General features: G+C 73.7%; 22 protein-coding genes, 1 pseudogene and 1 riboswitch. Of the genes and pseudogenes, 15 read left to right on the forward strand and 8 right to left on the reverse strand.

Annotated elements, in window-relative coordinates; all coding sequences use genetic code 11:
• The first annotated feature begins 4 nt into the window (after positions 1–4).
• The 6 genes from KK483_RS06890 (at position 5) to KK483_RS06915 (ending at position 7,386) form a co-directional block, all read left to right on the forward strand.
• Positions 5–235, forward strand: a complete 231-nt coding sequence (locus KK483_RS06890) for a hypothetical protein (protein ID WP_262004315.1) — start codon at positions 5–7, stop codon at positions 233–235.
• A gap of 129 nt (positions 236–364) precedes the next feature.
• Positions 365–518: riboswitch (cobalamin riboswitch) on the forward strand.
• A gap of 34 nt (positions 519–552) precedes the next feature.
• Positions 553–1,518, forward strand: a complete 966-nt coding sequence (locus tag KK483_RS06895; protein ID WP_262004316.1) for a cobalamin biosynthesis protein — start codon at positions 553–555, stop codon at positions 1,516–1,518.
• Entirely contained in the window at positions 1,515–3,059 is a 1,545-nt protein-coding gene (locus tag KK483_RS06900; RefSeq protein WP_262004317.1) for a cobyric acid synthase, read from the forward strand. The genes KK483_RS06895 and KK483_RS06900 overlap by 4 nt, the downstream gene beginning before the upstream one ends.
• A gap of 103 nt (positions 3,060–3,162) precedes the next feature.
• Entirely contained in the window at positions 3,163–5,277 is a 2,115-nt protein-coding gene (locus KK483_RS06905) for a putative cobaltochelatase (protein WP_262004318.1), read from the forward strand.
• Positions 5,277–5,885, forward strand: coding sequence for a cob(I)yrinic acid a,c-diamide adenosyltransferase (gene cobO, locus KK483_RS06910; protein WP_262004319.1), 609 nt, complete (start codon positions 5,277–5,279; stop codon positions 5,883–5,885). Before KK483_RS06905 ends, cobO begins: the two co-directional genes overlap by 1 nt.
• A 10-nt stretch (positions 5,886–5,895) precedes the next feature.
• Complete coding sequence (locus KK483_RS06915; protein WP_262004320.1) at positions 5,896–7,386, forward strand: cobyrinate a,c-diamide synthase; 1,491 nt, start codon at positions 5,896–5,898, stop codon at positions 7,384–7,386.
• 26 nt (positions 7,387–7,412) lie between these two features.
• On the opposite strand, the gene KK483_RS06920 is transcribed toward KK483_RS06915, so the two are convergent.
• A complete protein-coding gene (locus KK483_RS06920) occupies positions 7,413–8,150 on the reverse strand; it encodes a ZIP family metal transporter (protein ID WP_262004321.1) in 738 nt (245 codons plus the stop codon).
• A gap of 53 nt (positions 8,151–8,203) precedes the next feature.
• Between KK483_RS06920 and KK483_RS06925 the strand changes: the two are divergent.
• The 3 genes and pseudogenes from KK483_RS06925 to cobC all read left to right on the forward strand — a co-directional run.
• Positions 8,204–8,872 (forward strand): annotated as a pseudogene (locus KK483_RS06925) (cobalamin biosynthesis protein); the annotation flags it as partial.
• Entirely contained in the window at positions 8,869–9,693 is an 825-nt protein-coding gene (locus tag KK483_RS06930; protein WP_262004322.1) for a sirohydrochlorin chelatase, read from the forward strand. The pseudogene KK483_RS06925 and the gene KK483_RS06930, both read left to right, overlap by 4 nt.
• Positions 9,677–10,747: an Rv2231c family pyridoxal phosphate-dependent protein CobC gene (cobC, locus tag KK483_RS06935; RefSeq protein WP_262004323.1), complete on the forward strand. Its 1,071-nt coding sequence runs from the start codon at positions 9,677–9,679 to the stop codon at positions 10,745–10,747. Before KK483_RS06930 ends, cobC begins: the two co-directional genes overlap by 17 nt.
• A gap of 754 nt (positions 10,748–11,501) precedes the next feature.
• Here cobC and KK483_RS06940 read toward each other — a convergent pair.
• Both KK483_RS06940 and KK483_RS06945 read right to left on the reverse strand, forming a co-directional pair.
• On the reverse strand, positions 11,502–12,425 hold the full coding sequence (locus KK483_RS06940; protein ID WP_262004324.1) for an SCO1860 family LAETG-anchored protein: 924 nt from the start codon (positions 12,423–12,425) through the stop codon (positions 11,502–11,504).
• Positions 12,426–12,719: 294 nt separating this feature from the next.
• The gene (locus KK483_RS06945; protein ID WP_262004325.1) at positions 12,720–13,811 is read right to left on the reverse strand and encodes an amidohydrolase family protein; all 1,092 of its coding nucleotides are present in this window, start codon (positions 13,809–13,811) and stop codon (positions 12,720–12,722) included.
• Between the two features lie 75 nt (positions 13,812–13,886).
• Here KK483_RS06945 and KK483_RS06950 point away from each other — a divergent pair, with 75 nt between their 5' ends.
• The 5 genes from KK483_RS06950 to thpD all read left to right on the forward strand — a co-directional run bounded on the left by KK483_RS06950 (position 13,887) and on the right by thpD (position 18,474).
• On the forward strand, positions 13,887–14,990 hold the full coding sequence (locus KK483_RS06950; protein ID WP_262004326.1) for an alanine--glyoxylate aminotransferase family protein: 1,104 nt from the start codon (positions 13,887–13,889) through the stop codon (positions 14,988–14,990).
• Between the two features lie 351 nt (positions 14,991–15,341).
• Complete coding sequence (ectA, locus tag KK483_RS06955; RefSeq protein WP_262004327.1) at positions 15,342–15,839, forward strand: diaminobutyrate acetyltransferase; 498 nt, start codon at positions 15,342–15,344, stop codon at positions 15,837–15,839.
• A gap of 34 nt (positions 15,840–15,873) precedes the next feature.
• Complete coding sequence (gene ectB / locus KK483_RS06960) at positions 15,874–17,142, forward strand: diaminobutyrate--2-oxoglutarate transaminase (protein WP_262004328.1); 1,269 nt, start codon at positions 15,874–15,876, stop codon at positions 17,140–17,142.
• A gap of 39 nt (positions 17,143–17,181) precedes the next feature.
• A complete protein-coding gene (locus KK483_RS06965) occupies positions 17,182–17,580 on the forward strand; it encodes an ectoine synthase (RefSeq protein ID WP_262004329.1) in 399 nt (132 codons plus the stop codon).
• A gap of 3 nt (positions 17,581–17,583) precedes the next feature.
• The gene (gene thpD / locus KK483_RS06970; protein ID WP_262004330.1) at positions 17,584–18,474 is read left to right on the forward strand and encodes an ectoine hydroxylase; all 891 of its coding nucleotides are present in this window, start codon (positions 17,584–17,586) and stop codon (positions 18,472–18,474) included.
• Positions 18,475–18,661: 187 nt separating this feature from the next.
• Here the strand turns inward: thpD and KK483_RS06975 are convergent, their stop codons facing one another.
• Positions 18,662–19,735 carry an alkene reductase gene (locus tag KK483_RS06975; protein ID WP_262004331.1) on the reverse strand — a complete coding sequence of 358 codons (1,074 nt, stop codon included), beginning with the start codon at positions 19,733–19,735 and terminating at the stop codon, positions 18,662–18,664.
• Positions 19,736–19,925: 190 nt separating this feature from the next.
• Between KK483_RS06975 and KK483_RS06980 the strand changes: the two genes are divergently transcribed.
• Positions 19,926–20,534: a MarR family winged helix-turn-helix transcriptional regulator gene (locus tag KK483_RS06980; RefSeq protein ID WP_262004332.1), complete on the forward strand. Its 609-nt coding sequence runs from the start codon at positions 19,926–19,928 to the stop codon at positions 20,532–20,534.
• Here KK483_RS06980 and KK483_RS06985 read toward each other — a convergent pair.
• The 4 genes from KK483_RS06985 to KK483_RS07000 form a co-directional block, all read right to left on the reverse strand.
• Positions 20,483–21,580, reverse strand: coding sequence for an aminotransferase class V-fold PLP-dependent enzyme (locus tag KK483_RS06985; protein ID WP_262004333.1), 1,098 nt, complete (start codon positions 21,578–21,580; stop codon positions 20,483–20,485). The genes KK483_RS06980 and KK483_RS06985 overlap by 52 nt on opposite strands.
• A 30-nt stretch (positions 21,581–21,610) precedes the next feature.
• The gene (locus KK483_RS06990) at positions 21,611–22,336 is read right to left on the reverse strand and encodes a DsbA family oxidoreductase (RefSeq protein WP_262004334.1); all 726 of its coding nucleotides are present in this window, start codon (positions 22,334–22,336) and stop codon (positions 21,611–21,613) included.
• A 99-nt stretch (positions 22,337–22,435) separates the two neighbouring features.
• Positions 22,436–23,050, reverse strand: coding sequence for a DUF1349 domain-containing protein (locus KK483_RS06995; protein WP_262004335.1), 615 nt, complete (start codon positions 23,048–23,050; stop codon positions 22,436–22,438).
• A gap of 4 nt (positions 23,051–23,054) precedes the next feature.
• Positions 23,055–24,584, reverse strand: a complete 1,530-nt coding sequence (locus KK483_RS07000) for an aldehyde dehydrogenase (NADP(+)) (protein WP_262004336.1) — start codon at positions 24,582–24,584, stop codon at positions 23,055–23,057.
• Between the last annotated feature and the right edge of the window lie 78 nt (positions 24,585–24,662).

A 24,662-nucleotide genomic window follows, 5' to 3' on the forward strand; every position in this document is an offset into this window, starting at 1 on the left:
GACCATGAAGATCGACTGGGCAGCTCTCGGCTCCGTCTTCGGCGTGAGCCTCGCCGTCACCGTCGCCCTGGTGGGCCTGTTCACCCTGGGCATCGTGGGCCTCTCCAAGCAGGAAGCCGCCTCCGCACAGGGGGGTTCGGGCGGTTCCGCCGTCCTCGCCCGCACGGGCGCGTACGCCTGCTTCGCGCTGTGCGCGGCGGCCGTGGCGTACGGGATCCATCTGATCGTCGCCTGACACCGGCGCGTCCCCGTCACGGGGGCCCAGGGGCCGGGCACACCTCCGGGTGTGTCCGGCCCCTGGCGCGTACGGCCGCGTGTGGGCCTCGGCACACTCTCCCGTCGCAGGTCAAGGGCGAGTTGACGGGTGTTCGCGGCCCGTGGTGGACTTCCGGAGCCATTTACGGCGGCAGAGAGGAAGCCGGTGCGAATCCGGCGCGGTCCCGCCACTGTCACAGGAGCGCTCCCCTTCGACGGAGCGCTCCCGGAGCCAGGAACTCTCTCCCGCCGGTCAGTCACGTCGAGCCGGGGCGCGGACCCTGAGTGAGGACGCACATGCGTGCCGAGCAGGTGTTTGCCTGCGGCGCCGCTGCCGGACTTGCCGGCGACCTGGTCTTCGGCGATCCGCGCCGCGGGCATCCGGTCGCCGCTTTCGGCCGGGCCGCCACTGTCGTCGAGCGGGCCCTTTGGCGCGACCACCGGGGGTGGGGCGCCCTGCACACCGTTGTATGCGCCGGGGGCGCATGGGCCGCGGGTGCGCTGGCCACCGCTTCCGTGCGCCGCTCCCGCGCCGCGTCCGTCGCCCTGACCGCGGCCGCCACCTGGGCCGTCGTGGGCGGTACGTCACTGGGCCGCGAGGCCCGCGCGATCGGCGGGGCGCTGGCGGCCGGGGACATCGACGCCGCCCGCGAGCGGCTGCCGCATCTGTGCGGGCGCGACCCGCAGTCCCTGGACGGCGCCGGCATCGCCCGCGCGGTCGTCGAGTCCGTCGCCGAGAACACCTCGGACGCGGTCGTCGGCGCGCTCGTCTGGGGCGCGGTCGGCGGGGTGCCGGGCCTCGTCGCCTTCCGTGCCGTCAACACCCTCGACGCGATGGTCGGCCACAAGTCGGCCCGCTACCGGCGGTTCGGCTGGGCCTCGGCGCGGCTCGACGATACGGCCGGCTGGCCGGGCGCCCGTCTGACGGCGGCACTGGCCGCGGTCGCCGGCGGCGATCCGCGCGGTGCGGTACGGGCCTGGCGCGCCGACGCCGCGAAGCACCCGAGCCCCAACGCGGGCCCGGTGGAGGCGTCGTTCGCGGGGGCGCTCGGCGTGCGGCTCGGCGGGACGCTCGCGTACGCGGGACGGGTCGAGCACCGGCCCGTGCTGAACGGGGACCACGGCCGTGACGTCGAGGTCGCCGACATCGAACGGGCGGTGCGGCTGTCGCGCCGCGTCACCGCCCTGACGCTGGCTGCCTGCGTGGGTGCGCGGCTGGTGGCCGGGCGGCTGGGGCGGGCCCTGGAGGGGAGGCGGACATGAGCGGCGGACTGCTGGTCGCCGGGACCACATCGGACGCGGGCAAGAGCGTCGTCACGGCCGGGATCTGCCGGTGGCTGGTGCGCCGGGGGGTGAAGGTCGCGCCGTTCAAGGGGCAGAACATGTCCCTCAATTCCTTTGTGACCCGCGACGGCGCGGAGATCGGCCGGGCGCAGGCCATGCAGGCGCAGGCGGCCCGCGTGGAGCCCTCGGCGCTCATGAACCCCGTGCTGCTCAAGCCCGGAAGCGACCGCTCCAGCCAGGTCGTGCTGATGGGGAAGCCGGTGGGCGAGCTGAGCGCGCGCGGGTACTTCGGGGGGCCTGGGGGGTCGTCCCCCGGGGAAATGCAGCACGGGGCGCGGCAGCAGATGCTGTTCGAACCGGTCGTCGCGTGCCTGGAAGAGCTGCGCGCCACGTACGACGTCGTCGTCTGCGAGGGCGCCGGCAGCCCGGCCGAGATCAATCTGCGCCGCACCGACATCGTCAACATGGGCATCGCGCGGGCGGCGCGCTTCCCGGTGCTTGTGGTCGGGGACATCGACAGGGGTGGGGTCTTCGCCCAGTTCTTCGGTACGACCGCACTGCTCGCCCCGGAGGACCAGGAGCTGGTCGCGGGCTACCTCGTGAACAAGTTCCGCGGCGATGTGACGCTGCTGGAGCCCGGGTTGGACATGCTGCGCGGGCTGACCGGGCGGCGGACCTACGGCGTCCTGCCGTTCGCGCACGGCCTCGGCATCGACGAGGAGGACGGGCTCCGGGTGTCCCTGCGGGGCGCGGTCAGGGAGTCCGTCGTCGCGCCGCCGGTCGGCGAGGACGTGCTGCGGGTGGCGGTCTGCGCCGTACCGCTGATGTCCAACTTCACCGACGTGGACGCGCTGGCGGCCGAACCCGGCGTAGTGGTGCGGTTCGTCGACCGGCCCGAGGAACTGGCCGACGCGGACCTGGTGGTGGTGCCCGGCACGCGCGGGACCGTGCGCGCCCTGGACTGGCTCCGTGCGCGGGGGCTCGCGGACGCGCTCGTACGGCGCGCGGCGGACGGCCGCCCCGTGCTGGGCATCTGCGGCGGCTTCCAACTGCTCGGCGAGCACATCGACGACGAGGTCGAATCACGGGCCGGGACCGTGGCGGGGCTCGGACTGCTGCCCGTACGGGTGCGGTTCGCGCGCGAGAAGACACTGGCGCGGCCGGTCGGCGAGGCGCTCGGCGAGCCGGTCGAGGGCTACGAGATCCACCATGGTGTCGCCGAAGTCCTCGGCGGGGAGAGCTTCCTGGCAGGCTGCCGGGTGGGGGCGGTGTGGGGGACGCACTGGCACGGCGCGCTGGAGAGCGACGGCTTCCGGCGGGCGTTCCTGCGGGTGGTCGCGGCGGCGGCCGGACGGCGGTTCGTGCCGGCGCCGGACACCTCGTTCGGGGCGCTGCGGGAGGAGCAGCTGGACCGGCTCGGCGATCTGATCGAGGAGCACGCGGACACGGACGCGCTGCTGCGGCTGATCGAGCACGGACCGCCCACGGGCCTGCCGTTCGTGGCACCGGGCGCGCCGTGAGGCGGGGTGCGGACGGGGTGGGGCAACGGCGATCGCCCTGCCCCCGGCAGGGCACGGGCGAGCCGCGCAACCGGCGCGGGACCAGCGAAGGAGCGAGCAGACGATGAGCACCCCCTACCCTTTCACCGCCGTCGTCGGGATGGCCGACCTGCGGCTCGCGCTGCTGCTCAACGCGGTCAGCCCGGCGGTCGGTGGTGTGCTCGTGCGCGGGGAGAAGGGCACCGCCAAGTCGACCGCCGTACGGGCCCTCGCGGCGCTGATGCCGGCGGTGGACGTCGTGGCCGGCTGCCGGTTCTCGTGTGCGCCGGGGGCGCCGGATCCGGCGTGCCCTGACGGGCCGCACGAGGCGGGGCCCGGGGTGGCGCGGCCTGCGCGCATGGTCGAGCTGCCCGTCGGGGCGTCGGAGGATCGGCTGGTGGGGGCGCTCGACATCGAGCGGGCGCTCGCGGAGGGCGTGAAGGCCTTCGAGCCAGGGCTGCTCGCGGACGCGCACCGAGGGGTGCTGTACGTCGACGAGGTCAACCTGCTCCACGACCACCTCGTGGATCTGCTGCTGGACGCGGCCGCGATGGGCGCGTCGTACGTCGAGCGCGAAGGCGTCTCCGTACGGCACGCTGCACGGTTCCTGCTCGTCGGGACGATGAACCCGGAAGAGGGCGAACTGCGGCCGCAGTTGCTGGACCGCTTCGGGCTGACGGTCGAGGTGGCCGCCTCGCGGGAGCCCGAGCAGCGGGTGGAGGTCGTACGGCGGCGGCTCGCGTACGACGACGACCCGGCCGCCTTCGCCGCCCGCTGGGCGGGCGACGAGGCGGCGCTGCGCGAGCGGATCGTCGCCGCGCGGGCCCTGCTGCCCGAGGTGGTGCTGGGTGACGCGGCGCTGCGTCAGATCGCCGCGACCTGCGCGGCGTTCGAGGTGGACGGCATGCGCGCCGACATCGTGATGGCGCGGACGGCGACGGCGCTGGCGGCGTGGGCGGGGCGTACGGACGTCACCGCGGACGACGTGCGCCAGGCGGCGCTGCTCGCGCTCCCCCACCGGCGGCGGCGGAACCCGTTCGACGCGCCGGGGCTCGACGAGGACAAGCTGGACGAGACGCTGGAGCGGTTCGGCGGGGACGACGAGCCGGATCGCGACCCGGACCCGGACCCGGAGCCCGACGGCCCGGACAGCGGCCCCGGCGGCGGCCCGGGCGGCGGGATTCCGCCCCAGCCGCAGGGCCCCCAGCCGCAGGGCCCGCAGGCGCAGGAGCACCAGCCGCAGGAGCACCAGCCGCAGGAGCACCGGCCGCAGGGAGACCAGCCGCAGGGCCCCGGCACCGCACCGGCCGCCGACCGGCCGGACGCGGTCCCCGGTGCGAGCGCCGGCGAGCAGGCAGCCGTACGGGCCGCCGAGCCGTTCCGTACGAAGATGCTGAGCGTGCCCGGACTCGGCGAGGGCGCGGCCGGGCGCCGTTCCCGGGCCCGTACCGAGCGCGGCAGGACGACCGGCGCCCGGCGGCCCCAGGGGGCGCTCACCAAGCTGCACCTGGCGGCCACCGTGCACGCCGCCGCACCCCATCAGCGGGCCCGCGGCCGCTCGGGCCCCGGTCTCGTCGTCCGGCGCGACGATCTGCGCCAGGCGACGCGCGAGGGCCGCGAGGGCAACCTCGTGCTCTTCGCCGTCGACGCGTCCGGTTCGATGGCGGCCCGGCAGCGGATGGGGGCCGTCAAGGGCGCGGTCCTGTCCCTGCTGCTCGACGCGTACCAGCGGCGCGACAAGGTCGGCCTCGTCACCTTCCGCGGCACCACGGCCGAGGTGGCGCTGCCGCCGACGTCCTCCGTGGACGCGGCCGCCGCCCGGCTGGAGCGGCTGCCGACCGGCGGGCGGACCCCGCTGGCCGCCGGTCTGCTCAAGGCGCACGACGTGCTGCGCGTGGAGCGGCTGCGCGATCCGTCGCGCCGCCCGCTGCTGGTGGTCGTGACGGACGGCCGGGCGACCGGCGGCGGCCCGGACCCGGTGGCGCTCGCCGGACGGGCGGCACGGCTCCACGCGGCCGACGGCACCGCGTCCGTGGTCGTCGACTGCGAGACCGGACCCGTCCGGCTCGGCCTCGCCGGGGCGCTCGCCGCCGAACTGGGCGGCACCGCCATCTCCCTGGACGAGCTGCGTCCGGACAGCATCGCCGGGCTCGTGAGGAACATCCGCACCATGGGCAGCGATTCGAGGAGGGCCGCGTAGTGCCGCAGGGACAGCCGAGCGTCGTACCGGACGACGGACTCACCACCCGTCAGCGCCGCAACCGCCCGCTGGTGATGGTGCACACGGGCGTCGGCAAGGGGAAGTCGACCGCCGCCTTCGGGATGGCGCTGCGCGCCTGGAACCAGGGCTGGCCGGTCGGGGTGTTCCAGTTCGTCAAGTCGGCGAAGTGGAAGGTCGGCGAGGAGAACGCGCTGAGGGTGCTCGGCGCGAGCGGCGAGGGCGGCGCCGTCGACTGGCACAAGATGGGCGAGGGCTGGTCCTGGATCCAGCGGGCCCCCCAGGACGGGGAGCTGTCCAACGAGGAGAAGGCGCGCGAGGGCTGGGAGCAGGTCAAGCGCGATCTGGCCGCCGAGACGTACAGGTTCTATGTGCTCGACGAGTTCGCGTACCCGCTTCACTGGGGGTGGGTGGACACGGGCGAGGTGCTCGACGTGCTGCGCGAGCGGCCCGGCACCCAGCACGTGGTGATCACCGGCCGCAACGCCCCGCAGGCGCTCCTCGACGTCGCCGATCTCGTCACCGACATGTCGAAGGTCAAACACCCGATGGACGCGGGCCAGAAGGGCCAGCGGGGTATCGAGTGGTAGGCGGCATCGAGTGGTAGCACGCATCGTCATCGCCGCGCCGGCCTCCGGCAGCGGCAAGACCACCGTCGCGACCGGCCTCATGGCGGCCTTCGCGGCCGGCGGCCTGGCCGTCTCCCCGCACAAGGTGGGCCCGGACTACATCGATCCCGGTTACCACGCGCTCGCGACCGGCCGTCCGGGCCGCAACCTCGACGCGTACATGTGCGGTACGGAGCTGATCGCGCCGCTCTTCGCGCACGGCGCGCGCGGCTGCGATCTGGCCGTGGTCGAGGGGGTGATGGGGCTGTTCGACGGTGCGGCCGGACAGGGCGAGCTCGCCTCGACGGCCCAGGTCGCCAAGGTGCTGCGAGCACCGGTCGTGCTCGTCGTGGACGCGTCGTCGCAGTCCCGGTCGGTGGCGGCGCTGGTGCACGGCTTCGCCGCCTGGGACCCGGAGGTGCGGCTCGGCGGCGTCATCCTCAACAAGGTGGCGACCGACCGCCACGAGACGCTGCTGCGGGAGGCGCTGGAGGAGTCCGGGGTGCCGGTGCTGGGCGTGCTGCGGCGCGCGCCGGCCGTGGCGACGCCGTCGCGGCATCTGGGTCTGGTGCCGGTCGCGGAGCGGCACGCGGAGGCGCTGGACGCGGTGGCGGCGCAGGCGGAGCAGGTGCGGCTGGGCTGCGACCTTGAGGGCCTGCTGGCGCTGGCCCGCAGCGCGCCCGAGCTGCGCGCCGATGCGTGGGACCCCGGGGCCGCCCTGCGGCCGCACGCCGGCGGGGCGGTCGTGTCCGGCCTCCCCCGGAGCGGCTCCGCCGGTGCCGGTACCGGAACCGGCGCCTGGGGGTGCCCCCCGGAGGCGCCCCGAGCCGCGGCGGATCCGCGACCGGCCGTCGCCGTCGCCGGCGGGGCCGCGTTCACGTTCTCGTACGCCGAGCACGCCGAGCTGCTGCGTGCCGCCGGCGCGGACGCCGTGCCGTTCGACCCGCTGCGTGACGAGGAACTCCCGGAAGGGACCAGCGGCATCGTCATCGGCGGCGGGTTCCCCGAGGTGTACGCGCCCGAGCTGTCCGCCAACTCGCGCCTCCGCAAGGCGGTTGCCGGACTGGCCGAGGCGGGTGCGCCCGTCGCCGCCGAGTGCGCGGGGCTGCTGTACCTCGCGCGTTCGCTGGACGGGAAGCCGATGTGCGGCGTGCTGGACGCCGACGCCCGCATGTCCGAGCGGCTCACGCTCGGCTACCGGGAGGCGGTGGCCGTGACCGACAGCGCCCTTGCCGCGGCGGGGACCCGGATGCGGGGGCACGAGTTCCACCGCACCGTCATCGAGCCGGGCGCGGGACCGCAGGCGGCCTGGGGGCTGCGGCAGCCCGAGCCGCGGGTCGAGGGCTTCGTACGGCAGGGTGTGCACGCGAGTTACGTCCACACGCACTGGGCGGCCGCGCCGGAGACCGCGCTCCGCTTCGTACGTCACTGCGCGGAATGGACGGAATCGGCGGAACAGTCCGGGCGGTCCGGGCGGGCGTGAGGCACCGCTCGCACGGCCGCCGCGGATCATTCCGCGATGCCCGTCACCAGCCAGACGAACGCCACCCCCGTCACCGTGCACAGCAGCGTCGAGCCGGCCGGGTGCCGGTGGTGCGCCTCGGGCAGGATCTCCGCGGCGGCGAGGTAGAGCAACGCGCCGCCGAAGAAACCGAGGTAGCCGCCGAGCAGCTCCCGCGGCATGGTGAACAGCAGCGTGGAGGCCGCGCCCACCACAGGGGCGAGCGCGGCGGCGAGGAGCATGGCGAGGGCCCTGCGGCGCTCGTTCCCGTAGAGGCTGGTGACCGTGTACGTGTTGAACCCGTCGGCGAAGTCATGGCTGATCACGGCGAGCGCCACGGTGACGCCCATGCCGCCGCCCGCCTGGAACGCGGCGCCGATGGCGATGCCGTCCATGAGGCTGTGCCCGATCATGGCCGCGGCCGCGGCCATGCCGATCTGCGGGGCGTGATGCCGGTGCCCTCCGCCGTCGTAGGCGCCGTGTGCCGCGTGACGGGCCGCCAGCAGCCGCTCCACGAGATGGGCGAGGAGGAAACCGCCCACGAACAGCAGCAGGGCCTGCGGCACGCCCAGCACCTCCTGACCCGCCGCCTCCATCGCCTCCGGGAGCAGATCGAGTCCGGCCACGCCGAGCATCAGCCCGCCCGCGAGGCCCAGCACGAGGTGGCGCCGGTCGGTGACGCGCTGCGCCGTCCACCCGCCGAACAGCGTCATCAGGAACGCGCCGAGCGCGACGATCACCGCCATGCGTTCTTGCTAGCGGATGTGCCCCCGCCGGCGCCGGGTGCCACGCCATGAGCGCCCTCGTCGTCGGAGTGGGCGCCCGCCCCGGTGCGCCCGCCGAGGAGGTGCTCGGGCTGATCCGGGACGTCCTGCGCGAGGCCGGGGCGGCGCCGGAGGCGGTCGTCGCCCTGGCGACGCTGGAGGCCAGGGCCGCCGAGCCGGGGATCGTGGCGGCCGCGGCCGCGCTCGGGGTGCCTCTGCACGGATTCCCCGCGGGCGAGTTGGCCCGGGTGCCGGTGCCGCATCCGTCCGGGGCGGCGGAGGAGGCGGTGGGGACCCCGTCGGTGGCGGAGGCCGCGGCACTCATGGGCGCAGCGCTCATGGGTGCAGCGCTCATGGGCACGGCACTCATGGGCTCGGCGCGGATCGGCCGGGAACTCGCGGGCGGGGCGCCTGTGCAGGGGGAACCCCTGGGTGGGGCGTCCCTGCCGGGGAGCGAGCTGCTCGTGCCGAAGCGGACGTCGGGGTCGCAGGGGCGACCTGGCAGGGTGACCTGTGCGATCGTACGCCTTCCGGATCCTGGCGTTCCGGAACCCGTTGTCCACGGGACGGCGGACTCAGGAAGGATGGCGGAGCCGGAGCACGACCCCGCGCGGAGTGGAGCCGGCCGCGTTGGACATGATCACTACCGGCAGCACCACCGACACGACGGCACCGACAACCCCGCCTCCAAGGAGAACGCGTGACTTCCCCGCCCGCTCTGCTCATCGCCGCCCCCGGCGCCCGGCACGATGCCGCCGCCGCGGCGTTCCAGGACTTCGTGGCGCTGCTGGGCAGCCGCCACCCCGAGGTTCCCGTCGCCGGCGGGCTCATCGGGGCGGAGCGGTGGCCGGTCACCGACGCCGTCGACGAGCTCGTCGCGGCGGGTGCCGCGCGGCTCACCGCGGTCTCGCTGGCGCTGGTGCCCGAAGCGCGCGCCGAGAACGTCATGGCGGAGGCGCTGACGGCCGCCCGCGAGGAGCACCCCGAGCTGTCCGTCGCACAGGGCCGGCCGCTCGGCCCCGACCCGGCGCTGCTCGCCGTGCTGGAGCAGCGTCTCGACGAGGCGATCGGCGCGGACAAGGCGGGCCGTACGCCGCGGGACCGGGCCGAGGTGACCGTACTGCTCGTCGCGCCCGGCTCGACCGAACCGGACGCCAACGCCGAGGTGCACCGGGCGGCGCGGCTGCTCTGGGAGGGCCGCGGGTACGCAGGGGTCGAGACGGCGTTCGTGTCCTCGGCCGCGCCCGATGTGCCGACCGGGCTCGACCGCTGCGTACGGCTCGGGGCACAGCGGATCATCGTGCTGCCGTACGTCCTCTTCGACGGCGGCCCGGTCGAGCGGGCACGGCTGCACGCGGAGGGCTGGGCAGAGGCCCACCCGGAGACGAACGTCCGCTTCGCCGAGACGATCGGCCCCGTCGAGGAGTTGGCCGACCTGGTCGTCGAGCGGTTCCGGGAGGCCGTCGCCGCACCCGTGCCGGCGCAGCCCGAGCACCGGCGGGACGACCATGCACGCGCACACTGACAAGCACGATCTGCGGCACCACGGCGACGCGGAGGTCCGCGACTGCTGGGGGGTGACCGACCTCGCGGTCAACGTCCGCGCCGGGACTCCCCCGGCGTGGCTGCGCGAGCGGATCGCCGAGTCGCTTCTGTCGCTCGCCGCGTACCCCGACGGGCGGGCGGCGCGGGCCGCGGTCGCGGCACGGCACGGGCTGCCGACGGAGCGGGTGCTGCTGACGGCCGGGGCGGCCGAGGCGTTCGTCCTGCTCGCGCGGGCCCTGCCGGCGCTGCGGGGGCGCCGGCCCGTGGTCGTGCACCCGCAGTTCACCGAGCCGGAGGCGGCACTGCGGGACGCGGGGCACACGGTGACGCGGGTCGTGCTGCGGGCGGAGGACGGCTTCCGCCTGGACCCTGCGGCCGTGCCCGAGTCGGCCGACCTCGTCGTGATCGGCAACCCGACGAACCCGACGTCCGTGCTCCACCCGGCCTCCGTGATCGCCGGGCTGGCGCGGCCGGGGCGGATCCTGGTGGTCGACGAGGCGTTCATGGACGCGGTGCCCGGCGAGCCGGAGGCGCTGGCGTCGCGGACCGACGTTCCGGGACTCGTCGTCCTGCGCAGCCTCACCAAGACCTGGGGGCTCGCGGGGTTGCGGATCGGTTACGCGCTGGCCGCGCCGGAGACGATCGCGCAGCTGGAGCGGGCGCAGCCGCTGTGGCCGGTGTCGACACCGGCGCTGGCGGCGGCGGCGGCGTGTGTGTCGCCGCGTGCGCTGGCGGAGGCGGCGACGGCGGCGGAACGCGTCGCCAAGGACCGGGCCCATCTCGTGGCCGGGCTCGCGGAGTTCGACGAGGTGCGGACGGTGGAGGGGGCGGCGGGGCCGTTCGTACTGATCCGCGTGGAGCGCGCGGACGCGGTGCGCGAGCGGCTGCGGGCGCTGGGGTTCGTGGTGCGCCGCGGGGACACGTTTCCGGGGCTGGACCGCGACTGGCTCCGCCTGGCGGTGCGGGACCGCGCGACGACGGGCCGCGTCCTGCAGGCGCTGGACCAGGCGTTGACGTTCACCCACGGGGGCTGACGCGGTGTTGCCGCGTGTTGGGTTGGTGCCCGGAGTTTTTGTCCTCAAGCGCCGGACGGGCTGGGTGTGTTGGGGTTGCCCGGTGGCGGGTGGTTGCCGTCCGGGTGGCGCTGCGGGGCTCGTGTCCGGGACAGCATGCTGTGCTTTTCCGGGGGACACCCCCGGACCCCCGTACGGGACGCCGCCCGGGGTTGTGTAGGTGCCGTGCGTGTTGCGTGCCACAAATCACGCTTGAGTGTCCCGAACCCGACCCCTCCGCGCCCCCCGGGCCAGGTCACCGGCCGTGGCCGACCCCGGCGGTCAGGTTTGTGGGCAGTCGTCCCGCTGAGGGTCCCCCCAGGACGAAGTCCTAGGGGGCGGGACGGGTGGGCACAAACCACCCACCGGCCCGCAGACGAACAACAACCCGCGGGCGCGACAACCACCCACCGGCCCGCACCCGGCGGACGACCCCCGGGGCGGGGCCGTGCAGGGTCGGCCCCGCAGGAGGTGGCGGCAGGCACCGGGTTCCCAACGCGGCAGAGCAGAGCGCCGCCGCCTCCGAGGAGTCGAGCCCGGAGGGGCCCCGGACCGGACCACCCACCGGGCGCACCCCAAGCCCGTCCGGCGTTTGAGGACAAGAACCCCGGGTGCCGACCCGCCACCGGGCAACACCGCCCACCCCCAGCCCGTCCGGCGCTTGAGGACAAGGACCCCGGGTGCCCACCCGGCAAAGGGCAACACCGCACCCCCGAACGCGGCGAACGCCCCCGCCTCAGTCCCGCGCGCGCCTGCGGGCAAGCGCCACGCCCGCCGTGCCCGCGGCCAGGAGGGCGAAGGCGCCCGCCGCGACGTACGGCGTGGCCGAACTGCCGCCCGTCTCCGCGAGGTTCTCCTTCGGGACGGTCTGCGGCTCCACCTCCGGCGGCGCTGAGGGCGTGGCGGAGGGCGTCGCGGCCGGCGGCACCGCGGACGCCGGCTTCGGCGCCTCGCAGGTCGCCGCCGCCAGCGTCACCGACCCCTGCACCTCCGCCACGTTCAGCTTCAACGGGTTGACGGACACCGCCAGTTCGAGCGCCGTGGCCGCCGCCGTCCGCGAGGTCGTCTCCCTACGGGACACGTCGAGCCGGACCTCGCCGACGCCCGGCACCTCGACCCGGGTCGTGCCGCCCGCCGTGAGCGTGACCTTCTTGCCGAGCACCCTGACCGTACCGAGCAGGTTGGACTCGGCCACGGGCTTCTCGCCGGCCGCGCAGACCGCCCGGGAGGTGACTTCCTCGACCTCGATGAGCGAGAGCAGCGGCAGCCCCGGCACGTGCACCTTCGCGTGGGCGAGGGTCACGGATCCCTCGGCCTTCTCACGGTCGGCGGTGGCTTTCGCGCTCGCGACCTCCGCGCGCAGCACGTTCAGCGGCCGCCCCTGGTCGACGCCTTCCACCTGGACGGTGAGCGCGGTCTTCTCGGCGCTCGCGGGTGCCTGGACCTCGTTGAGGGATGCCTTGAGCGGCACGTTGAGGGTCTTGTTGAGCAGGGAGACGTCGAGGCCGGTCCGGAGCACGACCGCGCTCGCCCGCCCGTCTCCGCCGCCCGTGGCCTGGGCGGGCGCGGCGAACGCCACGGGACCGCCGACCGCCAGCGCGGCGGCGGCCGCGGCGGCTGCGGAACGGCGTACGGGCATGCGGAAGGTGTTGCTGTTCAAGGTGGTGGAACCCCCACAAGAGACATGGCGTCGCCGGGCCGCCCGCCACGGGGACTCGTGGGCGGCGGCGGCGACGGAGAACACCCGAATACTTACGCACCGAGAGTGAACCGGCAGACACCTGGGGTGAGTTCACTCGAAAGGTGGGTTTCCGCGCTCGCGTTCGATTGCATGAGGACGAACGTTCCCTCAGGTCCGCCCACACGGCGGACATTCGGGGCGTGCGCCGGTCGACCCGGGCGTGGTGCGCATGAGGAACGGGAACGAGCCGGGCCCGCCCCGCGTCACGCTCCGTCAACCGATGACGCGCCCCCGCAGGACCACCCTCGTCGGCGCTGCCAGCACCCGTACGTCGGCCCGGGGGTCAGCCTCGTACACGACGAGGTCCGCGGGCGCGCCCTCGTCGAGGCCCGGCCGGCCGAGCCAGCTCCTGGCGCCCCAGGCGGTGGCCGAGAGGGCCTCCGTCGCCGGGATGCCCGCCGTGACGAGCTCGGCGACCTCGGCGGCGACGAGCCCGTGCGGCAGGGAGCCGCCCGCGTCGGTGCCGACGTAGACGGGGATGCCCGCGTCGTACGCCGAGCGGACCGTGTCGTAGCGGCGCTCGTGCAGCCGTCGCATATGCGCGGACCAGCGCGGGAACTTCGCCTCGCCGCCGTCGGCGAGCTGCGGGAAGGTGGCGATGTTGACGAGCGTGGGGACGATGGCGACACCGCGTTCGGCGAAGAGCGGGATGGTCTCGTCGGTGAGTCCGGTCGCGTGCTCGATGCAGTCGATGCCCGCCTCGACGAGATCCCGCAGCGAGTCCTCGGCGAAGCAGTGGGCGGTGACGCGTGCGCCCAGCCGGTGCGCCTCGGCGATGGCCGCCTCGACGGCGTCGCGCGGCCAGCAGGCCCCGAGGTCGCCCGCCTCGCGGTCGAGCCAGTCGCCGACGAGCTTGACCCAGCCGTCGCCGCGCCGGGCCTCCTGGGCGACGTAGGCGACGAGGTCGGCGGGTTCGATCTCGTGGGCGTAGTTGCGGATGTAGCGGCGGGTGCGGGCGATGTGCCGGCCGGCCCGGATGATCCTCGGCAGGTCCTCGCGGGCGTCGATCCAGCGGGTGTCGGAGGGTGAGCCGGCGTCCCGCAGGAGCAGGGTGCCCGCGTCCCGGTCGGTGAGCGCCTGCTTCTCGCTGGTCGCCTCGTCGACCGCGCCGTGCCGGTCGAGCCCCACGTGGCAGTGGGCGTCGACGAGGCCCGGCAGGGCCCAGCCCCGGACGGTCCGTACGTCGGCGGCGGACACGGGCCGGTCATAGGTGATCCGGCCGTCGACCACCCACAGCTCGTCCCGGACCTCCTCCGGCCCGACGAGCACCCGCCCCTTCACATGCAGCACCACGTGATCGCTCATGACCAGCACTCTACGAGCCCTGCTCTACCCTCGACGAGGACAGTCGACGACCTCCGTTTCGAAGAGAGCAACGCCGTGACACACCCGTTTCTGGACCTGACACCCCTGACGGCCTCGCATTTCGCTGCGATCGAGCGACGGGTGGCCGCACTGCTCTCCACGGAGCAGGACGTGGTGGTCACCCAGGGCGAGGCGCTGCTGCCGCTGGAGGGCTGCATCCGAAGCGGCGCCCGGCCGGGTTCCACGGCGCTGAACGTCGTGACGGGCCCCTACGGCCAGACCTTCGGGAACTGGCTGCGCGACTGCGGGGCGTCCGTCGTGGACCTGGCGGTGCCCTTCCACACCGCCGTGACGGCCGCGCAGATCGCGCGGGCGCTGGAGGAGCGTCCGGAGATCGACTTCGTCTCGCTGGTGCACGCCGAGGCGGCGACCGGCAACACCAATCCGGTCGCGGAGATCGGTGAGGTGGTCCGGGTCCACGGAGCGCTGTTCATGCTGGACGCGGTCGCGTCGGTGGGCGCCGAGCCGCTGCTGCCGGACGCCTGGGGCGTGGACCTGTGCGTGATCGGCGCGCAGAAGGCGATGGGCGGTCCGGCGGGCGTCTCGGCCGTGTCGGTGAGCGAGCGGGCCTGGGAGCGGTTCGCGGCGAACCCGGCCGCGCCCCGGCGCTCGTACCTCTCGCTCCTCGACTGGAAGGAGCGCTGGATCGACGGCGGCCGCAGGGCGCTGCTGCACGCGCCCGCGCAACTGGAGATGCTGGCGCTCGACGCCTGCCTGGAGCGGATCGAGGCCGAGGGCCTGGAGGCGCTGACGGCGCGGCATGCCTCGGCCGCGGCGGCGGCCCGTGCGGGTGCGCTCGCGCTGGGCGGCGGTCTGGCGCCGTACGTCCACGAGGCGAGGGACGCGGCGCCGGTGGCGACGACGCTCCGCGCGCCCGCCGGGATCGACGCCGCCGCGCTGGTGACCAAGGCGCTGGCCGAGGATCCGTCGCTGCCGCTGGTGGCGGGTGGTGGCGCACTGTCGGCCGAGATGATCCGCGTGAACCACTACGGCGCGGACGCGACGCCCGACGCCGTGCGCGCGTCCCTGGCCGCGCTGGGTGCGGCGCTCCGCGAGTACGGCCGAGAGACGGACGCGGAAGGCGCCCTGAGCGCCGTCGAAGCCGCCTGGCACGGGTAATGACCGGCCTTATGGCAAATAAATATCCCGTGAATTAAAGAATGCGGGGAGCTGCTTTACGGAAAGCAGCTCCCCGCATTCTTCTGCCCGGTTTCCCGGACCCTAAACGCCAAAGTTCCGACAAGATCGAAGACGGCTCGAGCCGCATTCCGGACGCGTTACGAGTTTGTGACCGACTCCACATCAGCACACCCTTTGGCCTGATAACTCCCGGTCAAAAAGGGAGAGTTCGCCGCCACCGTCCCGCCGACTCGCGCAGGTGCGCGCGCCCGCGCGATAACACAGAAGGGCGCTTCACCCAACCCCTCTCCTCGATGCAATTTGCGAATTCGCTGGGTAAATTAAATCCGCATGACCACCGCACTGAGCATCGACAGCCCACGCGTGGAGGACGGAGCCGCGATCTGGAGAATCGCCCGCGACTCCGAGGTACTGGATCTCAACTCCTCGTACAGCTATTTGCTGTGGTGCCGCGACTTCGCCGCGACCTCCGTGGTGGCCCGCGGCACGGACGGCGAGCCGATCGCGTTCGTCACCGGCTACATCCGGCCCGAGCGCCCCCAGACGCTGGTCGTCTGGCAGGTCGCCGTCGACGCGGAGCACCGCGGCCGGGGACTGGCCGGCACGCTCCTCGACGCGCTGACCCACCGGGTCGGCGGCGCGCGCGGAATCCAGTCGGTCGAGACCACCGTCACCCCCGACAACACCGCCTCCGACCGTCTCTTCACCGCCTACGCGGCCCGGCACGGCGCCGCCCTGGAGCGCGAGGTCCTCTTCGACGGCGGACTGTTCCCCGACGGGGCGCATCAGCCCGAAGTGCTGTACCGCATCGACCCGATCACGCACTGAGCTCTGTCCGACCCCCACACCAGGAGAGAACGCTGTGACCATCACCCCGCCTGCCCTGAGTGTCTTCGAGGCCCTGGAGTCGGAGGTGCGCAGCTACTGCCGCGGTTGGCCCGCCGTCTTCGACCGCGCGCAGGGCGCCCGCCTCACCGACGAGGACGGCCACACCTACCTCGATTTCTTCGCCGGTGCCGGCTCACTCAACTACGGCCACAACAACCCCGTACTCAAACGCGCGCTGCTCGACTACCTGGAGCGCGACGGCATCACGCACGGCCTGGACATGGCGACGACGGCGAAGCGCGCCTTCCTCGAGTCCTTCCAGAACATCGTGCTGCGCCCGCGCGACCTGCCGTACAAGGTGATGTTCCCCGGCCCGACCGGCACCAACGCGGTGGAGGCGGCGCTGAAGCTGGCACGCAAGGTGAAGGGCCGCGAGTCGATCGTGTCGTTCACCAACGCCTTCCACGGGATGTCGCTGGGCTCGCTCGCCGTCACGGGCAACGCGTTCAAGCGGGCCGGCGCCGGCATCCCGCTGGTGCACGGCACGCCGATGCCGTTCGACAACTACCTCGACGGCCAGGTCCAGGACTTCCTCTGGTTCGAGCGGCTGCTCGATGACCAGGGCTCGGGCCTCAACAAGCCCGCCGCGGTCATCGTCGAGACCGTGCAGGGCGAGGGCGGCATCAACGTGGCCCGCGGCGAGTGGCTGCGCGCGCTCGCCGACCTGTGCCACCGCCAGGACATGCTGCTGATCGTCGACGACATCCAGATGGGTTGCGGCCGCACCGGTGCCTTCTTCTCCTTCGAGGAGGCGGGCATCGCCCCGGACATCGTGACGCTGTCGAAGTCCATCAGCGGCTACGGACTGCCCATGTCCCTCTGCCTGTTCAACCCGGAGCTGGACGTCTGGGAGCCGGGCGAGCACAACGGCACGTTCCGCGGCAACAACCCGGCCTTCGTCACCGCGGCCGCCGCGCTGGACACCTACTGGTCCGACGGCCAGATGGAGAAGCAGACCCTCGCCCGCGGCGAGCAGGTCGAGCAGGCGCTGCTCGCGATCGCCGACGAGAACTCCGCCGACGGTGCCCACTTCCGGGGCCGCGGGCTGGTCTGGGGCCTGGAGTTCGCCGACAGGAGCCGGGCCGCCGCAGTCTGCGCGCGCGCCTTCGAACTGGGTCTGCTGCTGGAGACGTCGGGTCCGGAGAGCGAGGTCGTGAAGCTGCTGCCGCCGCTCACGGTGACGCCCGACGAGCTGGACGAGGGGCTGCGCACCGTCGCCCGCGCCGTCCGTGAGACCGCCTGACCCGGCACACCGAACAGAGAGAAAGGTTCTGAACCCACCGTGATCGTCCGATCGTTCAAGGACATCGAGAACACCGACCGGCACGTCAGGTCCAAGTCCGGCACCTGGGAGAGCAAGCGCATCGTGCTCGCGAAGGAGAAGGTCGGCTTCTCCCTCCACGAGACCGTGCTGTACACGGGTACGGAGACGTCGATGTGGTACGCGAACCACATCGAGGCCGTGCTCTGCGTGGAGGGCGAGGCCGAGCTGACCGACGACGAGACCGGCGAGACCCACTGGATCGAGCCGGGCACGATGTATCTGCTGGACGGTCACGAGCGCCACACGCTGCGCCCCAAGACCGACTTCCGCTGCGTGTGCGTCTTCAACCCGCCCGTCACCGGACGGGAGGACCACGACGAGAACGGCGTCTACCCCCTGATCACGGAGGAGGACTGACGGATGACCACTGCGATCACCGACCTCTACCCGACCCGCGGCGCCACCGAGACGGCCGTCCCCCGCCAGGACCCGGTGGTCTGGTCCTCGCCAGGGGCGCCGGGCCCGATCGCCCCGTCCGGGATGCAGGCGTACGAGCGCGACGGCTTCCTCGCGATCGAGGAGCTGATCACCCCGGACGAGGTCGCCGTCTACCGCGCCGAGCTGGAGCGGCTCGTCACCGACCCGGCCGTGCGGGCCGACGAGCGTTCGATCGTCGAGCCGAAGTCCCAGGACGTGCGGTCGGTGTTCGAGGTGCACCGGATCAGCGAGGTCTTCGCGGGTCTGGTGCGCGACGAGCGGGTCGTGGGCCGGGCGCGGCAGATCCTCGGCTCGGACGTGTACGTCCACCAGTCGCGGATCAACGTCAAGCCGGGCTTCGGGGCCTCGGGCTTCTACTGGCACTCGGACTTCGAGACCTGGCACGCGGAGGACGGGCTTCCGCGGATGCGGACCGTGTCGGTGTCGATCGCGCTCACCGAGAACTTCGCCACCAACGGCGGCCTGATGATCATGCCGGGCTCGCACCGGACGTTCCTCGGCTGCGCGGGCGAGACGCCGAAGGACAACTACAAGAAGTCGCTGCAGATGCAGGACGCGGGGACGCCGTCGGACGGCGCGCTCACCGCGTTCGCGGACCGGCACGGCATCCGGCTCTTCACCGGCGGCGCGGGGTCGGCGACCTGGTTCGACTGCAACGCGATGCACGGTTCCGGTGACAACATCACGCCGTATCCGCGCAGCAACGTCTTCATCGTGTTCAACAGCGTCGAGAACGCGGCGCAGGCCCCCTTCGCGGCGCCGGTGCCGCGCCCGTCGTTCATCGGCGCGCGGGACTTCACTCCGGTGAGGTGACCACCCCCGGGCCGGGGGTCCGGGGGTCGCCCCCGGAAGATGCAGCACTCCGGTGAGGTGACCACTCCCGGGCCGGGGGTCCGGGGGTCGCCCCCGGAAGATGCAGCACTCCGGTGAGGTGACGCCGGGGATACGTGCGGAGGGCCGGTCGCGGGTGCGCGGCCGGCCCTCCGTGCGTGTGCCCGCGTCAGGCGGTGAGCTCCGGGTAGTCGGTGTAGCCCTTGTCGCCGCCGCCGAAGAACGTGGCGGGGTCCGGGGTGTTGTACGGGCCTGCGGACCTCAGCCGTACCGGCAGGTCGGGGTTGGCCAGGAACAGCGCACCGAAGGCGACGATGTCCGCTGCGCCGTCCTCGATCAGGGCGAGCGCGGCGTGGTCGGTCGGTCCTTCGGTCGACGGGTTGAGGATGAGCGTGCCGCTGAACTGCTTGCGCAGTGCCAGTGTCAGCTCCCGGACCGGGGCGTTCTCGGTGATGTGCAGATAGCCGAGGCCCAGCGGCTCCAGGCCCTCGACCAGTGCGAGGTACGTCGCCTCGGTGTCGGTCTCGGCGATGCCGTTGTACACGTTTCCGGGCGAGAGGCGCAGACCGGTGCGCTCGGCGCCGATCGCCGCCGCCACGGCCTTGGCCGCCTCCACCGCGAAGCGGACGCGGTTCTCGACGGAGCCGCCCCACTCGTCGGTGCGCAGATTGCTGTTGGTGGAGAGGAACTGGTGGATGAGGTAGCCGTTGGCGCCGTGCAGTTCCACGCCGTCGAAGCCGGCCTCGATCGCGTTGCGCGCGGCGTCCGCGAACTCGCCCACGGTGGCGCGCACCTCGTCGCCCGACAGCTCGCGCGGCGGGAGGAAGTCCTTGGGTCCCTCGTGCGTGTAGAGCTGGCCGTCCGCCGCGACGGCGGACGGCCCCACGCTGAGCAGCTCCCGGTCCGGCCAGAGCACCGGGTGGCCGATGCGGCCCGCGTGCATGAGCTGGGCGAAGATCCGGCCGCCCGCGGCGTGCACGGCGTCGGTGACCCTGCGCCAGGCGGCGATCTGCTCGCCGGAGTGCAGGCCCGGGGTGTCGGGGTAGCCCTGGCCGATGACGGAGGGCTGGATGCCCTCGGTGATGATCAGGCCGGCCGATGCGCGCTGGGCGTAGTACTCGACGGTGGAGTCGGTGGGGGTGAGGCCCGGGCCGTAGGCGCGGCTGCGGGTCATCGGCGCCATGGCGATGCGGTTGGCGAGCCGTGTGCCGGAGAGGTCGATCGGGTCGAACGCGGTGGTCATGAGGGCTCCCGTAACAGACAAAATTGGTCGGCCAAGTAAATCGGCCGAGCCCCACTGTAGCGGATTAATTGGCCGACCAAGGTAATCTGGGGGCAGGAGTGTGTGGGAACGTCGGAAGCGCCCGTGGATCCCGGATCCCGCGCACCACGGACCCGCGCACACCATGCCAGAGGAGCCCTGAGGAGACCCGATGAACTCCGGAGCCGACCCCGCCTGTACCGCCGACGAACTGCTGCCCGCCGCCGCGCGCGGCGGCCCCGTCAGCCATGCCGTCTCCCGGGTCGCCAGGCTCCACCGCATCGCCGCCGGCAAGCTGCTCAGGCGGCTCGGGCTCTACCCCGGCCAGGAAATGGTGATGATGCACCTCTGGGAGACCGGGCCCGTGCGGCAGTCGGACCTGATCAAGGCGGTCGCGCTCGACCCGTCGACCGTCACCAAGATGCTCCAGCGGCTTGAGCAGTCCGGGCATGTACGGCGCCGGCCCGACCCCGCGGACCGGCGAGCGGTGCTCGTCGAGGCGACAGACGCGAGCTGCGCGCTCCACGCCGACGTGGCGCGGGCGTGGAGCGAGCTGGAGGACCACACGCTCGCCGGCCTCGACCCGGCCGAGCGGGCCGAGCTGATCCGGCTGCTGGCGAAGGTCGAGGCGAATCTCTGCGTGGAGGCGGCGGAGTGCCAGGGGCAGGATCCGGCGGGCGCCGCGCCGGCAGCGGAGCCGGCCGCGGCCCGTCCCGGGAGCACCTCGGCTCAGCCGGAGAGCACGTCCAGCGCCCTGTCGACGTCCGCGTCCGAGTTGTAGAGATGGAACGAGACCCGCAGATTGCCCGCGCGGGCCGAGACGACGACCCCGGCCCGGGCGAGCTCCGGCTGCCGGCCGCCTAGTCCCGGAACGGCGACGATGCCCGAGTCCCCGGGGACCGGTGCGTGGCCGAGCTCCGTCAGCCCGGCGCGGAAGCGGGCCGCGAGGGCGGTGTTGTGGGCGTGGACCGTCGCGATGCCGATCTGCTCCAGCAGGGCGAGGGACTGCTCGGCACCGTGGTAGGCCAGGAAGGACGGCGGCTCGTCGTAGCGCCGCGCCGAGGTGGCGAACCGCTGCACCGGACCGTAGGTGCTCCCCCAGCGGTCCTCGGCGCCGCACCAGCCGCCGTGCGCCGGGGCCAGTGATTCCTGGGCCTCCTCGGCGCCGCACCAGCCGCCGTGCGCCGGGGCCAGTGATTCCTGGGCCTCCTCGGTGACGGTGAGGAACGACGTGCCGCGCGGGCAGAGCAGGTACTTGAAGGCGCCGGTGACGGTGAAGTCGTACGCCCCCGCGTCCAGCGGGAGCCAGCCCGCGGACTGGCTGGCGTCGACGAGGACCCGCGCGCCGTGCGCGGTCGCGGCGGCCCGGACGGCCGCCAGATCCGCGACGCGGCCGTCGGCCGACTGCACGGCGGACAGCCCGACCAGTGCGGTCCCGGGGCGTACGGCGTCGGCGAGCGCGTCGAGCGGCGCGTACCGCACCTTCAGGTCGCCGCGGACCGTGAAAGGGGTGACGACGGAGCTGAACTCCCTTTCGGGGAAGAGCACTTCGGAGCCGGACGGCAGGGAGCCCGCGATCAGTGCGACATGCACGGCGACGGAACCGCCTGCCGCCACCCGCTCCTCGGCCACGCCGACGAGGCGGGCGAAGGAGGCGCGGGAGGCGTCGATGGTGGCGAAGTCCCCCGCGCCGCCCGGACGCCCGTCCCCGTTCTCCTCGACGAGTCTCCTGACCGCGTCGACCGTGCGGCGCGGCAGGACGCCGCAGCTGGAGGTGTTCAGATATGTCGACCTCGGCGCGAACTCGGCGCCTCCGAGAGAGTCCATGTGTCCAGATCTACCACCCGGGTCCCGCGATCAGGCCTGCGGAACGTCGCACGTACCGTCGGGGCCGCAGGCACCCGCATCCGCGCCGCCGTCCGCGTCCGCCCCCACCGGAACGATCGTCCTCCCCTGCCACGCCTGCTCCAGCGCCTGCGTGAACACCTCGGCGGACTGTCCGCCGGAGACCCCGTAGCGACGGTCGATGACGAAGAACGGCACGGCGTTCGCGCCCAGCTCGGCGGCCTCGCGCTCGTCCGCCCGTACGGCGTCGGCGTAGGCGTCCGGGTCGGTGAGGACCGCGCGGGCCTCCTCCGCGTCCAGGCCCGCCTCGACGGCGAGCTCGACCAGCACCTCGGGGTCGAAGACGGAGCGCTCCTCGGCGAAGTTGGCCCGGTAGGCGAGGCTCAGGAGCTCGTCCTGGCGGCCGTGGGAACGGGCGAGGTGGAGGAGGCGGTGGATGTCGAAGGTGTTGCCGTGGTCGCGGCCCTCGGTCCGGTAGCCGAGGCCCTCGGCGCGTGCGTTGGAGGCGACGTGCTCCTCCATGGCGCGGGCCTCCTCGATCGTGCGGCCGTACTTCCGCGCCAGCATGTCGATCACGGGCGCGGTGTCGCCCTTGGCGCGGCCCGGGTCGAGCTCGAAGGAGCGGTGCACCACCTCGACCTCGTCGCGGTGGGCGAAGGCCGCGAGGCCCTTCTCGAAGCGTGCCTTGCCGATGTAGCACCAGGGGCAGGCGATGTCGCTCCAGATCTCGACGCGCATGTCTCCGCTTTCTCCGCTTTCCGCTTCGTCTCCGGGCTCTCTGCCGGGGACCTCCGTCCAGGGGTGAACGCGCGCGTGGCCTTTGTTCATTCCCCCTGATCAGGAACCGTCCCGCAGCCCTTCAGGCCAGGCCGGCCGGTACTCGATGCGGTCGAAGCCGGCGACGCACCCCTCGCCGACCGGGGACTGCGTCATGAAGCCGACGAGCGCGGCCTCCGCCTGCTCCCGGCTGCCGAGGGCGAAGATGCGGACGAAGGTCCACCGCTCGCCGTCCGACGAGGCGTGGAAGGCGAAGGCGCCGCCCGTGCGGCTGATCCGCAGCCAGGCGCTGTCGCCGTCCACCACGAAGGAGTTGGCGTCGTCGGAGTGGCCCCGGGTGACGACCGTGCAGATCGTCGGCTTGTCCGGGGAGAGCTCCAGACAGAGCTTCGCCCACTCCCTCTCGGTGACGTGGAGATAGAGCACGCCCGCGTCGAAGGCCGCGCCGAAGCCCACCTTCACACGGGCGATCAGCTGGAAATCGCCCTCCGGCGCGCCGAGGAGACGCGGCGCGTCGGAGGCCGGTTCCTCGGCGTCGCCGGTGGGAGGGACGAAACGGTCCTGCCGTGCGCCCGCCCATCCGGTGAGCCTGCCGTTCTCGTAGGACCAGTCGGCGTCGGGGCCGTACGGGCGCAGCGGGAAGGGCAGTTCGGGCAGGGTGATCTCGTCGGTCACGCGGTCAGCCTTCCAGACCCTCCGGGCGGCCGTCGACCCGGCGTGGAAGGCCGAGCGGGTTGTCGTCGCGCAGCTCCGGGGGGAGGAGCGCGGGGGGTGCCGACTGGTAGGTGACGGGGCGCAGCCAGCGTTCGATCGCCGTCGCGCCGACCGAGGTGGAGGTGGAGGTGGTGGCCGGGTAGGGGCCGCCGTGGTGCTGGGCGGGGGCGACGGCGACGCCGGTGGGCCAGCCGTTGACGAGGATCCGGCCGGCGAGGGGGGTGAGGGCGGCGACGAGCCCGGCGGCCGCGGGGTCGTCGGCGGCGGCGGTGTGGAGCGTGGCGGTGAGATTGCCGGGGAGCCGGGACAGTACGGCCCCGATCTCGTCCGGGGTCTCGTAACGGGCGACGACGGTGACCGGCCCGAAGCACTCCTCCAGGAGCAGATCGTGCGGGCCGTCGGCGGCCAGCCGCCCCGCCGGCACGGTCAGGAAGCCCGCGCTCACGGTGTGCTCGCCGCCCGCGCCGGGGGTGACAGGGGCCTCGACGCCGTCGAGCGCGGCCCGCTCGCCGACGCCCGCGACGAAGGCATCGCGCATCCGGTGGTCGAGCATCACGCCGGGCTCGGTCTCGCTCACCGCGGCCGTCAGGGACTTCACCAGCCGGTCGCCGGCGTCGCCCGCCGGGGCGAGGACGAAGCCGGGCTTGGTGCAGAACTGGCCCTCGCCCAGGGTCATCGACCCGGCCAGGCCGGTGCCGATCGCCTCGGCCCGCTCGGCGGCGGCGCCCTCGGTGATCACGACCGGGTTGAGGGAGCCGAGCTCGCCGTGGAAGGGGATGGGGGTGGGCCGGGCGGCGGCGGCGTCGAAGAGGGCGCGCCCGCCGCGTACCGACCCGGTGAAGCCGGCGGCGGCGACCAGCGGGTGGCGTACGAGCTCGACTCCCGCGTCGAAGCCGTGCACCAGCACGACCACGTCCTCCGGGAGGCCCGTCTGCCGGGCGGCCCTGCGCAGCAGCGAGGCGCACAGCTCGGAGGTGGCCGGATGGTCCGGGTGGGCCTTCACGACGACGGGGCAGCCGGCGGCGAGTGCGCTGGCGGTGTCGCCGCCGGGCACGGAGAAGGCGAGCGGGAAGTTGCTCGCGGAGTAGACGGCGACGACGCCGAGGGGGATCTTCCAGCGGCGCAGGTCGGGCCACGGCGGGGTGCGGCCCGCGTCCTCGTGGTCGATGCGGATGTCGAGGAAGGCGCCCTCGTCGACGACGTCGGCGAAGGCCCGCAACTGGGCGGTGGTCCGGGCGAGTTCGCCGGTGAGCCGCACGGGGCCGAGGGCGGTCTCGGCATCGGCCGCCTCGATGACGTGGTCGCGCGCCTCGTCGAGGAGGTCCGCTGCCGTACGGAGGAGTGCGGCGCGGACCGTCCGGTCGGCGAGCGCGGGACGGGCGGCGTCGGCGGCCCGTACGACCCGGTCGACCTCGTCGGCCGTGGCCTCGACGGCAACCTGCTCGCGCGGCTTCCCGGTTCGGGGGTCCACACTCCAGACTGGTGCTGCTCCCACCGCGGCTTCCTTCCCGGAGTTGTTCGGTATTCTGAACGCAGTTCCCGATGCTGAATGCACAGGGATGTGGGGACTCTA

The sequence above is a fragment of the Streptomyces sp. FIT100 genome (assembly GCF_024584805.1).
Classification (GTDB): Bacteria; Actinomycetota; Actinomycetes; order Streptomycetales; family Streptomycetaceae; genus Streptomyces.

What these genes read in the sequence shown, in the direction of transcription:
- KK483_RS06900 (WP_262004317.1), top strand. Translation starts at nt 1,515, where the DNA reads ATGAGCGGCGGACTGCTGGTCGCCGGGACCACATCGGACGCGGGCAAG.
- KK483_RS06895 (WP_262004316.1), top strand. Translation starts at nt 553, where the DNA reads ATGCGTGCCGAGCAGGTGTTTGCCTGCGGCGCCGCTGCCGGACTTGCC.
- KK483_RS06990 (WP_262004334.1), bottom strand. Translation starts at nt 22,336, where the DNA reads ATGCGCGTCGAGATCTGGAGCGACATCGCCTGCCCCTGGTGCTACATC.
- KK483_RS06890 (WP_262004315.1), top strand. Translation starts at nt 5, where the DNA reads ATGAAGATCGACTGGGCAGCTCTCGGCTCCGTCTTCGGCGTGAGCCTC.
- KK483_RS06920 (WP_262004321.1), bottom strand. Translation starts at nt 8,150, where the DNA reads ATGGCGGTGATCGTCGCGCTCGGCGCGTTCCTGATGACGCTGTTCGGC.
- cobC (WP_262004323.1), top strand. Translation starts at nt 9,677, where the DNA reads ATGCACGCGCACACTGACAAGCACGATCTGCGGCACCACGGCGACGCG.
- KK483_RS06945 (WP_262004325.1), bottom strand. Translation starts at nt 13,811, where the DNA reads ATGAGCGATCACGTGGTGCTGCATGTGAAGGGGCGGGTGCTCGTCGGG.
- thpD (WP_262004330.1), top strand. Translation starts at nt 17,584, where the DNA reads ATGACCACTGCGATCACCGACCTCTACCCGACCCGCGGCGCCACCGAG.
- KK483_RS06985 (WP_262004333.1), bottom strand. Translation starts at nt 21,580, where the DNA reads ATGGACTCTCTCGGAGGCGCCGAGTTCGCGCCGAGGTCGACATATCTG.
- KK483_RS06980 (WP_262004332.1), top strand. Translation starts at nt 19,926, where the DNA reads ATGAACTCCGGAGCCGACCCCGCCTGTACCGCCGACGAACTGCTGCCC.
- KK483_RS06905 (WP_262004318.1), top strand. Translation starts at nt 3,163, where the DNA reads ATGAGCACCCCCTACCCTTTCACCGCCGTCGTCGGGATGGCCGACCTG.
- ectA (WP_262004327.1), top strand. Translation starts at nt 15,342, where the DNA reads ATGACCACCGCACTGAGCATCGACAGCCCACGCGTGGAGGACGGAGCC.
- KK483_RS06975 (WP_262004331.1), bottom strand. Translation starts at nt 19,735, where the DNA reads ATGACCACCGCGTTCGACCCGATCGACCTCTCCGGCACACGGCTCGCC.